Source organism: Dyadobacter sp. SG02, assembly GCF_900109045.1.
Taxonomy (GTDB): Bacteria; Bacteroidota; Bacteroidia; order Cytophagales; family Spirosomataceae; genus Dyadobacter.
In genome coordinates this window covers 428,452-440,965 of record NZ_FNYL01000003.1, presented here as the reverse complement: position 1 = coordinate 440,965, position 12,514 = coordinate 428,452, and the positions used below count along the sequence as shown (strand labels likewise).

13 protein-coding genes are annotated in these 12,514 nt (G+C 47.9%); 7 read left to right on the top strand and 6 right to left on the bottom strand.

The annotated features are described in order from the left end of the window. Positions 1-108: 108 nt before the first annotated feature. The 3 genes from gldL (at position 109) to gldN (ending at position 3,715) form a co-directional block, all read left to right on the top strand. Positions 109-924: a gliding motility protein GldL gene (gldL, locus tag BMW93_RS08935; RefSeq protein ID WP_090374869.1), complete on the top strand. Its 816-nt coding sequence runs from the start codon at positions 109-111 to the stop codon at positions 922-924. Positions 925-1,019: 95 nt separating this feature from the next. Beyond that, positions 1,020-2,612: a gliding motility protein GldM gene (gene gldM, locus BMW93_RS08930; RefSeq protein WP_090374868.1), complete on the top strand. Its 1,593-nt coding sequence runs from the start codon at positions 1,020-1,022 to the stop codon at positions 2,610-2,612. 38 nt (positions 2,613-2,650) lie between these two features. Continuing rightward, on the top strand, positions 2,651-3,715 hold the full coding sequence (gene gldN / locus BMW93_RS08925) for a gliding motility protein GldN (protein ID WP_177194049.1): 1,065 nt from the start codon (positions 2,651-2,653) through the stop codon (positions 3,713-3,715). A 74-nt stretch (positions 3,716-3,789) separates the two neighbouring features. Here gldN and BMW93_RS08920 read toward each other — a convergent pair whose 3' ends face one another. Both BMW93_RS08920 and BMW93_RS08915 read right to left on the bottom strand, forming a co-directional pair. Further along, the gene (locus BMW93_RS08920; RefSeq protein ID WP_090374866.1) at positions 3,790-4,410 is read right to left on the bottom strand and encodes a hypothetical protein; all 621 of its coding nucleotides are present in this window, start codon (positions 4,408-4,410) and stop codon (positions 3,790-3,792) included. 114 nt (positions 4,411-4,524) lie between these two features. After that, positions 4,525-5,193 carry a DUF4230 domain-containing protein gene (locus tag BMW93_RS08915; protein ID WP_090374865.1) on the bottom strand — a complete coding sequence of 223 codons (669 nt, stop codon included), beginning with the start codon at positions 5,191-5,193 and terminating at the stop codon, positions 4,525-4,527. A 44-nt stretch (positions 5,194-5,237) separates the two neighbouring features. Here BMW93_RS08915 and miaA point away from each other — a divergent pair, with 44 nt between their 5' ends. Then, a complete protein-coding gene (gene miaA / locus BMW93_RS08910; protein ID WP_090374864.1) occupies positions 5,238-6,152 on the top strand; it encodes a tRNA (adenosine(37)-N6)-dimethylallyltransferase MiaA in 915 nt (304 codons plus the stop codon). Between the two features lie 46 nt (positions 6,153-6,198). On the opposite strand, the gene BMW93_RS08905 is transcribed toward miaA, so the two are convergent. From BMW93_RS08905 to BMW93_RS08890, 4 genes are all read right to left on the bottom strand, one after another. Continuing rightward, positions 6,199-6,498: a rhodanese-like domain-containing protein gene (locus tag BMW93_RS08905; RefSeq protein WP_090374863.1), complete on the bottom strand. Its 300-nt coding sequence runs from the start codon at positions 6,496-6,498 to the stop codon at positions 6,199-6,201. Between the two features lie 26 nt (positions 6,499-6,524). After that, complete coding sequence (locus BMW93_RS08900; protein ID WP_229240286.1) at positions 6,525-8,318, bottom strand: T9SS type A sorting domain-containing protein; 1,794 nt, start codon at positions 8,316-8,318, stop codon at positions 6,525-6,527. Between the two features lie 46 nt (positions 8,319-8,364). Beyond that, entirely contained in the window at positions 8,365-9,159 is a 795-nt protein-coding gene (locus BMW93_RS08895) for a PASTA domain-containing protein (protein ID WP_090374861.1), read from the bottom strand. Positions 9,160-9,229: 70 nt separating this feature from the next. Then, a complete protein-coding gene (locus tag BMW93_RS08890; RefSeq protein ID WP_090374860.1) occupies positions 9,230-9,823 on the bottom strand; it encodes a riboflavin synthase in 594 nt (197 codons plus the stop codon). Positions 9,824-9,968: 145 nt separating this feature from the next. On the opposite strand from BMW93_RS08890, the gene hisB reads away from it, so the two are divergent. The 3 genes from hisB (at position 9,969) to can (ending at position 12,486) form a co-directional block, all read left to right on the top strand. Further along, positions 9,969-11,093 (top strand): bifunctional histidinol-phosphatase/imidazoleglycerol-phosphate dehydratase HisB, encoded by a 1,125-nt coding sequence (gene hisB, locus BMW93_RS08885; RefSeq protein WP_090374859.1) that lies wholly within the window; start codon positions 9,969-9,971, stop codon positions 11,091-11,093. Between the two features lie 332 nt (positions 11,094-11,425). After that, positions 11,426-11,725, top strand: coding sequence for a hypothetical protein (locus BMW93_RS08880; RefSeq protein WP_090374858.1), 300 nt, complete (start codon positions 11,426-11,428; stop codon positions 11,723-11,725). A gap of 113 nt (positions 11,726-11,838) precedes the next feature. Then, a complete protein-coding gene (can, locus tag BMW93_RS08875) occupies positions 11,839-12,486 on the top strand; it encodes a carbonate dehydratase (protein ID WP_090374857.1) in 648 nt (215 codons plus the stop codon). The last annotated feature ends 28 nt before the right edge of the window (positions 12,487-12,514 follow it).

Below are 12,514 nucleotides of genomic sequence, written 5' to 3'. Positions count from 1 at the left end.
ACATTCAAAGAAGCAGCGTTTTTACACTGCTTCTTTTTTACGATCAGACCGAATCAATCCAACACTTTACTTACTATAATTTTTTCACTGTAACCGATTTCAATTCACATGGCTAAGAGTAGCGGACCTAATTTTTTTTGGGATAAACTAGTACCAACAATATACAGTGCGGGTGCTGCCGTCGTAATTTTAGGAGCTTTGGCAAAAATTCAACACTGGGATTTCGGTGGCCCTCTTTTGACCGCAGGTCTGGGAACCGAGGTTCTCATCTTTTTGCTTTATGCATTGCAAACCTTGACCCAGTCCACAGATAAAGAGCCGGATTGGACCAGAGTTTACCCTGAACTTGCCGACGATTACAGCGGCCCTGCCATCTCAAGAAGCTCAGCCCCTAGCAGCAATATCACTGCCAAACTGGATAACATGCTGGACAATGCTAAAATCTCTCCCGAGGTTTTCGATAGTCTGGGCAAAGGTTTCAGAAACTTGTCTGAAACAGTAGGCAAAATCAGTGACCTCACCGACGCGACAGTTGCTACTAACGACTATGCAAGAAATGTGAAGACTGCTTCGACCGCTATCAGCGATATGAACAAGTCTTACGGTGTTGCAATTACTGCAATGACGTCAATGGCTGATGCTACTAAAGATGCGCAGTCGTACCGCGACCAGTTCCAGCAAATCACCAAGAATATGGGGGCATTGAACGCCGTATATGAACTGGAATTGCAAGACACTACAAAACACCTTAAAGCGATGAACGCTTTCTATGGTAACCTGACGGCCGCTATGGAAAACATGGCTGACGCTACGAAGGAATCACAAGTGTTCAAAAGCGAAATGGCGAGACTGACCAACAATATCTCTTCATTGAACGGCATTTACGGCAACATGCTGACCGCAATGCGTGGTGGTAATGCGTAACAGCGCCCGGACGATGACTCTGTGACCCTGCACGGGCAACGGAGTCATTGTTGTTAGTTAAATAATTCGATCACTGAAACTGATTATACAATAATATGGCAGGTGGAAAAGAAACACCCCGTCAAAAGATGATTGGAATGATGTATCTGGTACTTACCGCGATGCTCGCATTGCAAGTAAGTTCAGCTATCATCGAAAAATTCATCCTACTGAACAATTCTTTGGAACTATCCTCCGGAGCAGCTAATAAAATCAATCAGGAAACGGTACTTAAAATCAAAGCCGCAGTTGAAAAATCGGGTAACCGTGCAGCTGACGTCGCTGTGATCAAACAGGCTGACGAAGTCCGTAAGCTTTCATCGGACATGACCAACCAACTGAATGCACTGAAACAAGAAATTATTACCAATGCGGGTGGTGGCTTTAATGAAGAAGGCGGAATCAAAAACCCGCAAGAAGAAGCCAAAGTAGCGGAGCTAATGATTGGTGTAAGAAAAAATGGTAAGGCCTACCAGTTAAAACAAACACTGAACTCCTATTCGTCATCGCTGAGCAACTACTCTCCCAACAAATTTCCCGGGCTTGCACTCGACGGCCGTGAAGATCCTGTTGCAAAAGGGAACAAAGACCAGCGTAACAAAGACTTTGCAGAGCTTAACTTCGAATCGACTCCTGTTGCGGCTGCATTGGCCGTATTGAGCCAGAAACAAACCGACATCCGTCGTATGGAAGGTGAAGTACTGAACTACCTCGCCAGTAAAGTGGGTGCTGCGGATATCAAATTCGACCGAGTATTGGCAATGGTTAGTGCCGACGCTAAAACAGTAGTAGCAGGTACCAAATTCAAAGGCCAGATGTTCATTGCGGCTTCTGCTTCCGGGATTACTCCACGCATGAGCCTGAACGGATCGCCCGTTAAAGTTGAAAACGGCGTTGGTATGATCGAATTCACGGCGCAAGGTGGTGGCTACAATGCAGAGGGTCTTGCTAAAAGAGAACTTCGCGGACAAATCACCATCCCTACCCCATCCGGCAAAGACACTACTTATACGATGAGCCAGGAATACTTCGTTGTGAAGCCTTCGTACCAGATCGAAACGGGGACATTGCCCCCATTGTATCTGGGTTGCTCCAACAAGCTGAGCATCCAAAGCCCCGCGCTGGGACCACTTTGGGCACCTAGCTTTACAACTGATGGTGGTGAGATCATTAATAGCGGTCAGAAAGGTAAATTCACAATCGTTCCTAGCAAAGCCAGCTTAAATATTACGGTAAGCAATGCAGGGAACGTACTAGGTTCAGAGCCTTTCCGTGTAAACCGTGTTCCGAAACCATCTCTGGAAGTACGTGTAAATGGTGCCGTATTTGACGAACGTCGGGGGGCTCCTGCTGCTGGCACCAGAAGCATCCAGGTAGTTGCTGTTCCCGACGAGAGCTTCAAGAACTTCTCGCCCGAGGACGCGAAATTTCGTGTGTCGCAGGTTGAAATTTCCCTGGCCCGTGGCCCGAGAAGGATTAATGGTGTGACGTTGAATGGCGGAGGCGGTTCTATCTCCTCTCTGGCAGCACAAGCGCAACCTGGTGACCGTTATGTAATTTCGATCCTGAAAGTAGAGCGTCAGAACTTTAAAGGTGCTGTGAGCGAGGTAGAAATGGGTAACCAAACTCGCAGTGTGACACTATACTAATCCACCGCTTTTAGTCGTTGATTGGACAATACAACTTTATGTATGATATGAGAAGAATGAACGGAAAAACGATTGCATGGTCTTTGCTGTCGCTGTCTCTCGCAAGTACTGGCGCATTTGCGCAGGAGAAAGAGGATTCGACTGCGAATCAGTTCTCGTCACGGCCGATTGCCGACGGCGACATCATGATGAAAAAAACGCTCTGGAGACGGGTCGACTTGAAAGAAAAGCAGAACATTTCCATGTTCTCTAAAAACAATGAGATCACACGTTACTTGTTGGACGCGGCGAAAGCAGGGTTAATCGATGCTTATACAAACGATTCCTGTGCAACCAAAATCGGTGGTGACGAACTACATAAACGTATCCTGATCCCTAACCAGACAGCAGGGCTTTCCGAAGAGGAAATCAAGGCAGGTTTTGGGGAACCGGCCAAAGCCGATGGCTGGGATTCAAAAGCCAAAACAGACCCCAGCAAACAAGCTGCCAATGCTGACGATGGATGGGGTAATGCCAAAAAGGATACCAAAAAAGAAGCTGAGCCGGTAGATGACGGATGGGGTCCTCCTAAGAAGAAGTCTTCGAAAAAAGGTGGTAAAACTGAGGTAGCGAAAGAAGAACCGAAAGTGGAAGCTCCTAAACCAGATAGTACTTCATTCGAAACACAACAAATTGCTGCAAGCGAAGAAGAATACTTCCCCGATCAGCTGAGCATTCTCGAAGTGAAGGAAGACTGGGTTTTCGACAAAAAACGTTCACGCTTGTACTCCGACATCCAGACGCTGACGATCGTCCTTCCTTCTGATCAAACTGCAACAGGACTTGAATTGCCGGTTGCGTCGTTCCGCTGGAAAGATGTTGAAAGACTTTTCAGAAGCGATCCTAAGAAATACATATGGTACAATACCCATAACACCGCCCAAAACAAGAACCTGGCAGATGCATTCGATCTTCGCTTGTTCTACGGACGGATCACCAAATTCTCCAATGCCAACGATAAGGCATTCCTCGACATCTACAACGGCGAAAAAGAGGCCCTTATCAAATCCCTGAACTACGAGCAGGAACTGATGGAACTGGAACACGGACTTTGGGAATACTAAGAAACTCCGACATTAAGTAAAAAGGGCTGGCAGATCAATTGATCTGCCAGCCCTTTTTAGTATCAAAGTGTTTGTTACTTTTTCTGGAATTTTTTAAGAATCTTCGAGCTCTTCACTTTCTTCACATTCGCCTCAGTCAGCCCCAAAGCTGCAACAGCCTCGTCATAATTGTTCCAGTTCACATTTGGATTAAGTCGCAAATTAGCAGCCGGAATTACGAGTATTCTGATCTCTTCAAACGTACGCTTCTTTTTTGTAGCCTGGGAAGTTCTGAAAATTGGAAAGTATAAGCCCAGACCATCGACAACATAGTAGTAGCCGTAGCTGATTGCCTCATCCGCAAATAAAACAAAACCCGGCAGCGGGAAATATGCGCCATCATCTTTGATGAAAACCTGGAAAGCACCCTTTTCAACACTGGCAATTTGCTCCGCTGTGAAGTCAGCAAAAAATGCAGTATCTCCAACAATTGCATTACCAGCGGTATCAGTTTCCAATTCGCCCATGAACGCGATGATAGAGCCTGAGCCACCACCCGTCCCGTCTTCACCATCCTGACCAGCGGGTCCCGCAGGACCGGCAGGGCCCTGAGCTCCGGCAGGTCCGGCAGGCCCGACAGCTCCGTCGTCCCCTTTACAACTTATCATAGCAATCATCAACACCACGGAGGCAAATAGTAATAATTTTTTGAACATAACTGTTAAAGTTTAGAAAGTGATTAATATGAAACTGTACGAGTCAATACGCAGCCAAATCCTGTTCTGACGAGGACAAAGGCCTTTAACGCATAAATTATATAAAAAAATTAACTATTCCTGTTGGGTATCCAAAGAATCGATTTGTGCTTCCACTGTACGGTAATGCGAAAATTCGCGCAACATGGCCACATTACCATCCGGCAGCTTCATCTCTATCGACCAGTTCATGGAAGCGGCCAGTTGAAAGATCATCAGTTGCACCTGATTACCCGCAATACGCGGCAAATCACTCTCCATAGCCTTGTCGTTCATCGTTTGCTTGGCCTCATTCAGGATTGCCGTATAATCGTCGCTGTGAAAGCGGTTTAACCAGCCTTGTTCGATGTCGTAAAACTTATAATCCGTGTCGATCGACAGGATTTCAGGGGCAGGAAAAAAATCAATGACCAACTTACGCTCGCCATCGGGGCGATGGAATTTCATTTTGGTAAAATCGTAACCCACCAGGACTTTGGCCTTGGCGATGATCAGCGCTTTCTTTTTATCATTGATCAGGTTCCAGATATTCTTGTCATTCTGGTAATTATATATTTCGGTAAAATAGCCTTCGGCCATTACCACTTTAAATACTTTCTCAATCCGTTCGATCAATACGGAAGCCTCCCGCGTCGACACATATTTCTTTGACTTCCTGCTCTGCAACCAGGTATTGAGCGCAGCACCGGCCAGGCCACCGGCAATAAGGGTAATGATCAAAAAAAATAGTGTTGTGGAATCCATATCTCTATTTTTGTACTGATTAAAATTCAAATAAAAACGGCACAATGCCAAATAGCCCGCAGAAATATCTGGTAACCGTAGCAGGCCCCACCGCAGTAGGAAAAACCGCATTGGCGATCAGGCTCGCCCAAGATCTCGGCACTGAAATCATCTCCGCCGATTCACGCCAGTTCTTTCGGGAACTGAGCATAGGCACAGCGAAACCGACGCCGGAAGAACTCATGCAGGCGAAGCACCATTTCGTAAACTCCCATTCCATTACGGAAGTATACAGCGCCGGCGACTTCGAGCGCGACGCGTTAGCCCTTCTCGAAGCACTTTTTCAGGAGCATGATATTGTAGTGATGACAGGCGGTTCCGGCTTTTATGTCAAAGCCGTATTGGAAGGGCTCGACGATCTCCCCGCTCCTCTTCCCGGATTGCGTGAATCGCTTATGCAGAAACTAAACGACGACGGGCTTCCGCCTCTTCAAGACGAAATACGGCGCATCGATCCCGAGTTTGCAGCTACGCCCGAAATAGCTAACCCGCAGCGCGTCGTGCGCGCACTGGAAGTGTTTCATACCTCCGGTACACCTATCAGCCAATTTAAGTTAAATAGTAAGCGTAGCAGGCCATTTCAGCCCATTAACATCGCCTTGGATCGCGACCGCGCCGAGCTTTATCAACGAATAGATCAGCGGATGGACGTTATGCTACAAGAAGGGCTGGTAGAAGAAGCGAAAAGCGTGATCGCATACAGAGAGCACCATGCGCTTAAAACAGTGGGTTATCGCGAAGTTTACAGCTTCCTGGACGGTGATTACGACGAAGCAGAAATGGTGCGGCTTTTAAAACAGAATTCACGGCGCTATGCCAAGCGGCAGCTTACGTGGTTCAGGCATCAGGGGAACTTTGAATGGTTCCACCCCGACGAATATGGCCGCATTCTGGAATATGTACGGGAGCAGGCGGGATAGCATTAAAAAAATTTGACGGCGCCCTGGCCCCGTCAAATAACGTCCCTTAGTCTTCGAGCTCGCGGTAGGCAAGAATGCCTCCAAGCACATTACGTACATTCGAGAAGCCCTGCGATTCGAGATAGCGGGCAGCTTTGCCGCTACGCGCACCTGAACGGCAATGAATGATGATTTCTTCATCCTTCAAAGGTTCCAGCTCATCCAGGTGGTCGGGAAGCTCTCCGAGTGGGATCAATATTGCGCCGAGGTTGTCCTCTTCGTATTCATGTTCTTCGCGAACGTCGTAAAAGTGCAAATCTTCGCCCTTTTCAAGACGCTCTTTCAATTCTTCAACGGTAATATCCATATTTCAAAAATTTGTGACGACTGGGTCTATTGAGAGATTAACATTTTTTGTACAAAAGAACGTTTCCCATCGGTGGCTTTAAAAATATAAATGCCTGGACTTAAATGCCCGACCGGCGCGGATTGCTGGTCGCGCACGGGCGCCAGCGCATGTACGAGGTTACCGCCGGTGTTGTAAACTTCGATCTTTTTGAGCGATTTGTTGTTCCACCGCACTTCACCCCTGGCCGGATTAGGATAAAAAATGGCATTTACCTGGTCCGCCGGTTCATTCCCCGTGATGATACCCTGCGCCTTTTTGCCCAGATACGGACGGATCATGATCGAGCCTTTCAGCGATGTTTCCTTCGCCCACTCGGTCCCGAGGTTATAATACACCGCATTTCTGCCCAAAAGCGAATTGCGGTCGAAACCAACGGTTACGGGCTGATCGTTGATCTGCAACCAACCTACATAGAAAGTATCGGGCACGGCAATGGGCGTTGCGAATGCATAATCGATAAAACCATCACGCACGGCCGGGTAACGCACCGCTACCGACCGTTGGGCGATCACCTGATCGGGCTTGCCACCTTTGCTCCCGTAAATCTGGATGGTAAAACCCTGCCCCGAAATATCTTTGTTAAAAGAAACCATCGACATCCGCACGCCGCCGATCGTATCGGCCTTCGCGAGCACGTATTGCACGGCCACGCGCCCCAGCTTCTGGTTTACCTGCACACCATATTCGGCACTTCCGTCGTCATAGGCGAAGTAGTCTGTCAATGCGGCCCTTGCCGTGATGGTATCGTTTGTTTTGAGGCTAGCGCCGGGGATGGTATCCGTAGTGGCTACGAAGAACTTGCTGATTAAATGCAAGCTGTCAAGCTGTGCGGCTGCATTAATAGGTGCGATTTTCGCTGCCAATGCCTGCGATTTCAATGCCGGGACAACGATCGAACGTTGCACAACGCGTGCAAACTCCGTCCCGCGTTGCGCGTCCGTGAGCGTGTAGGTGCTCGTGAGAACGTTGAAGTTATTGAAATGATTGACAATATCGGTGCTGACAGAGTCCGCAGTCACCGCTGCCGGGTTCACGCGGTACTGGCGGAGCGGCATTGCAGTATATTTTTTGAGGATGTTGGAAACAGGCTTCCGCATCGCCACATCGAACAAATAGGGCTGCTTGACCGATCTTTTGGTGTTTAAATACACATAATCCAAATGCCAGGTGTCGTAAGGGCCTGAACTCCGGCCATAGGCCCTGAACCGGAACTGGAATGCGTCGTGCAGGTAATTGGCATCTTTAATGGAAACAAATTGCTGGTGAAACAGCGTATCCACCTCGTAGCCCAGCTGCTTCCATACCGGCACCCATCCCTGTGTTTTGCTATAAAATTCCAATTGCAGGTAATCGCTGGAATCGGGCAATTCGCCCAGGCCTTTCGCAGCCCAATAAAAACTGAGGTAAACGGAATCTGCCGCTACCTTACCATTCAAGTTGACGGGCTGGGAAGTGAGTGTATCAGTATAGCCTTGTGTCAATGGGTTCACGAGATTATAGGGAACGCCATTGGCATTCAAACCATCGAATGTCGCCACATTGACCGACGGGTGGGATGTAGTAAGTGTATTATTAATATAAACCCCACTTCCCGGCAGCCAGTATTTGCTGCCAGGTGCGAGCGTTTTAGTCGTAGAAAAATCGTCGAAAAAGGGCAGGTTCAGCGAAGCCTGTGTACGGAGGTTACCCGATTCCGATTCCTTGTCCCTATTCTGGTACCTCGCCTGATCAATCGGCACAATACGCAATTGCGCACGCGCAACCTGACTTTGTACCATAGTCAGCACACAAACCCAAATAAAAATCCTGTGTGTGAAGAATTTTCTACTGCTCCGGTTGATTCTCATTATCCGTCGATTCAGGTGCCTGCGGTGTCACCCACAAGTCGATTACGTCCCCTATTCTTACCTTATTGCCCGCGTCGGGGTTTTGCCGCACAATCGAGCCCGGCGCCTGGCCTTCTTCGGCCGGCACTTCCATTACCTGACCAACTTTCAGCCCCGCTCCCACAATCGCAATTTTCGCTTCATCCAAAGGCATGCCGATGGCCGACGGCGCTTCAAACTGTGCCGTACCTAACCCTTCGCCCAATTCCAGATCGATTTTTGTTCCTTTTGCAATTGGCTGGCCCGGCAGAATTTCCTTACCGTTATATAGTTGCCTCAAAACGGCATTCTGGGCCATATCGGGAACGTAAGAGATATTTCCTTCTTCCAATCCCACACTTTTCAGCAACATTTGCGCGCTGCGGTGCGTCATATCCGTCAGTTTCGGCATTTTGATCAGCGGCGCGGTGCGCGACACCACCGTGACATAGATCTTCCGCCCTTCCTTCACCTTCGAACCAGGCAGCGGATATTGGGAAATAATGGTTAATGCCGGCACATTGGTCACAAAGGTACAGTCGACCTCGTAACGCAGGTCGCGGTCACCCAGGAAGTCTTCCAAGTCCTCTACATTCTTCTTTTTCAGGTCGGGCACGGTAATCGCCTCACCATGATTGGTTGTAAAAGGAAGGTAAACGAAGAAAAACCCCAGAAAAAGGACCAAAAGCAGCGAGACAATGATTCCGATGTGTATGAAAAGATCAGTTCTGGACTGTGTACTTATTTTGGCCATGAATGTATTTGATGCGCTTTGGGATTATAAACGGGTAAAAATAAACGTAATATTCCAAGATGCAAATATGCTAAACCGCATACGAACCGAGAATTCTCTTGATGTATTTACCCAGAATATCAAATTCCAGGTTTACCGTATCCCCGGCATTTAACGAATGGAAATTGGTAAAGTTATAGGTATAAGGGATAATGGCCACCCGGAATGTATTTTCACCGGAGTTGAAAACCGTCAGGCTCACCCCATTAATGCATATTGACCCTTTCTCCACGGTAATATTACCCTTTGAGGCATCGTATTCAAAATCGAACAGCCAGCTTCCGTCCCGCTCCTGCACCTGCGTACACGTGGCTGTCTGGTCTACATGTCCCTGCACAATATGCCCGTCGAAACGGCCATTTGCGGGCATGCAGCGTTCGAGATTTACTTTGCTACCCGGCGCGAGGTCGCCCAGGTTGGTTTTCAGCAACGTTTCTTCGATGGCTGTCACTTTGTATTGATCACCTTCCGTCGCCACTACCGTGAGACAAACCCCATTATGGCTCACGCTCTGATCTATTTTAAACTCGTTGGCGATGCCGGATTTAAATGTAAAGGTCTTGTTGGTGCCTTCCGTTTCGACATTCACCACTTCCGCGGTTGATTCTACGATTCCTGTAAACATTTTAATATCGGATTATAATGCAAAGTTACAATTTCCTAACCGCTCTTCTATCGCACAAAATTCCCCGATCCGGCATTATTCACGTCCAACTGCTTTTCAATTAGGCATTCTTTGCGAACTTTGCGGGAAAATAAGCATTGCGTTAATGAAAAAAGTCCTATTTATCGATCGCGACGGTACGATCATCGTTGAGCCCCCTACCGATTTTCAGGTAGATTCCCTGGAAAAGCTCGAATTCCTGCCCAAAGCCATTTCCGCATTGCGCAAAATCGCGGAGGAAACCGATTATGAACTGGTCATGGTCACCAACCAGGACGGCCTCGGTACAAACTCCTTTCCGGAAGACACTTTCTGGCCCGCTCAGAACAAGATGGTCAAAACCCTCGAAGGCGAAGACATTCATTTCGCCGACGTGCATATCGACCGCAGCTTTCCCGAAGACAACCTTCCTACCCGCAAACCGGGGATCGGAATGCTTACCGCTTATTTTTCACACGAATATGATCTGGCAAACAGCTACGTCATCGGCGATCGTCTTACTGATGTGCAACTGGCCGTAAACCTGGGCGCAAAAGCCATCCTTTTCCGCCCGGAGCTGCCCGAAGAAGGCATTACCGACCAGATGAACCAATCCACTGCATTGGTTACCAGTGACTGGGACGCGATTTACGAGCATTTGAAACTACCTTCCCGCAAAGCATTTGTGGAAAGAAATACGAAAGAAACACAGATTAAAGTCGAACTGAACCTCGATGGCAGCGGTCGTTCGGACATTCACACCGGTCTCGGCTTCTTCGACCACATGCTCGACCAGCTCGCCCGCCATTCAGGCGCCGATTTGTCGATCCACGTCGAAGGAGATTTGCATATCGACGAGCATCATACCATCGAAGATACCGCTCTTGCATTAGGCGAAGCCTACCGCCAGGCGATCGGCGACAAACGTGGCATCAGCCGTTACGGCTTCCTGCTGCCTATGGACGAAGCATTAGCACAAGTAGCGATCGATTTTTCGGGACGCCCGTGGATTGTTTGGGATGCGGAATTTAAGAGGGAAAAGATCGGCGAAATGCCAACCGAAATGTTTTTTCACTTTTTCAAGTCATTCTCAGACACTTCGCTTTCAAACCTGAATATCAAAGTAGAAGGCGACAACGAGCACCACAAGATCGAATCGATTTTCAAAGCATTTGCAAAAGCGATCAAAATGGCTGTGAAACGCGACCTTAAAGCGCTGGATTTCATGCCATCGACCAAAGAAGTGCTTTAATTTTTCGTTAACAGCGAGCCGATGTGGCATTTTTTAGCTATTTTTGCCCATCTTACGTTGCATTATAATCGAGTACAACTATGACAATGACCATTATTATGATTGCTTTTTATGTGGTTCTTCTGAGCTCCGCGTTCCTGGTTGGGCGTTGGTTGGAGAACAATGAAAAGCAATGGAAAACGAATAAGTAAGGGTTGTTGATACGACCCTTTTTTATTTGTTTTGCTTGAATGCGTAATAGAAAATCCATTTCGGAGCCACACTAAAATGTGACCTTCCGAACGTTTTAGACACATTGCGTGTTACCTTAGTTCTTAAAAAACTGTTTTTCCGTGTTCAGAACACTTTGCCTCATACTACTTACGGCCTTCCTCATCTGTAAAGCCACAGATGTTGCCAGCTTGCTGCTGGCCAAGGAAAAGGCATCTGTGGTTTGTGATTCAGGCACCTGTGACAACGAGGAAAAAACAGAGGTCGAAAAACTTAACGACGACCAGCTACTCATTTCACATAGCGTAAATTTTGACCATTTTGTAACACTGATACCGGTCAAAAGCTCATTCTTCTACACTGCGAATTTCGATAACGAAATCTACCGCAACCTGCTATCTCCACCTCCGGAGCTCATCTGATTTCTTTGATCCAGACTCTTTCGAGTCCGATGCCGTCGTAACGCGACGCGGTATTTCCGTGTCCCTACGCGTGTGTCCCTCTGTTTTTCATCCTAATTTTTAATCAAGAAATCATGATAAGGGCTTATAATCAGTTATTTGAAAACAATAAAAAGTGGGCGGAAGAAACAACCAAGGATAACCCCGAATTCTTCTCAAACCTGGCGAAAGGACAGTCACCGAAATTCCTGTGGATCGGCTGCTCCGACAGCCGCGTGCCTGCCAATCAGCTTACCGGCACTGAGCCAGGTGACATTTTCGTGCACCGTAACATTGCTAACATGGTGATCCACACGGATATCAGTATGCTGAGCGTACTCGACTACTCCGTGAATGTACTCGGCGTGGAACATATCCTCGTGTGCGGACATTACGGATGCGGTGGAGTGATCACGGCCATGGGCAACAAGCAGGTAGGACTGATCGATAACTGGTTACGCCACATCAAAGACGTTTACCGCCTGCACGCACAGGAACTGAACGAGATTGAAGACCCCAAAGCGAGAGCTGACCGTTTCGTCGAAATCAACGTTCAGGAGCAAGTGCGCGACCTTGCCAAAACGACCATCGTACAAACCGCATGGGCAAACGGCAAGAGGCTGCAAGTTCACGGCGTCGTTTACGATATCGGCAACGGTATCCTGAAGGATATGGACGTGACGATCGACGCCAGCAACTTCGCCGACGACGTATACCGTCTTGACATACCGCACCTAGTATAATCAGCGGTTCTGCATTCTGAGTAGTCCA

Coding starts and splice junctions, on each gene's coding strand:
- miaA (WP_090374864.1), top strand. CDS start 5,238: ATGCCAAATAGCCCGCAGAAATATCTGGTAACCGTAGCAGGCCCCACC.
- BMW93_RS08905 (WP_090374863.1), bottom strand. CDS start 6,498: ATGGATATTACCGTTGAAGAATTGAAAGAGCGTCTTGAAAAGGGCGAA.
- can (WP_090374857.1), top strand. CDS start 11,839: ATGATAAGGGCTTATAATCAGTTATTTGAAAACAATAAAAAGTGGGCG.
- BMW93_RS08895 (WP_090374861.1), bottom strand. CDS start 9,159: ATGGCCAAAATAAGTACACAGTCCAGAACTGATCTTTTCATACACATC.
- BMW93_RS08890 (WP_090374860.1), bottom strand. CDS start 9,823: ATGTTTACAGGAATCGTAGAATCAACCGCGGAAGTGGTGAATGTCGAA.
- BMW93_RS08915 (WP_090374865.1), bottom strand. CDS start 5,193: ATGGATTCCACAACACTATTTTTTTTGATCATTACCCTTATTGCCGGT.
- hisB (WP_090374859.1), top strand. CDS start 9,969: ATGAAAAAAGTCCTATTTATCGATCGCGACGGTACGATCATCGTTGAG.
- gldN (WP_177194049.1), top strand. CDS start 2,651: ATGTATGATATGAGAAGAATGAACGGAAAAACGATTGCATGGTCTTTG.
- BMW93_RS08920 (WP_090374866.1), bottom strand. CDS start 4,410: ATGTTCAAAAAATTATTACTATTTGCCTCCGTGGTGTTGATGATTGCT.
- gldM (WP_090374868.1), top strand. CDS start 1,020: ATGGCAGGTGGAAAAGAAACACCCCGTCAAAAGATGATTGGAATGATG.
- gldL (WP_090374869.1), top strand. CDS start 109: ATGGCTAAGAGTAGCGGACCTAATTTTTTTTGGGATAAACTAGTACCA.
- BMW93_RS08900 (WP_229240286.1), bottom strand. CDS start 8,318: ATGGTACAAAGTCAGGTTGCGCGTGCGCAATTGCGTATTGTGCCGATT.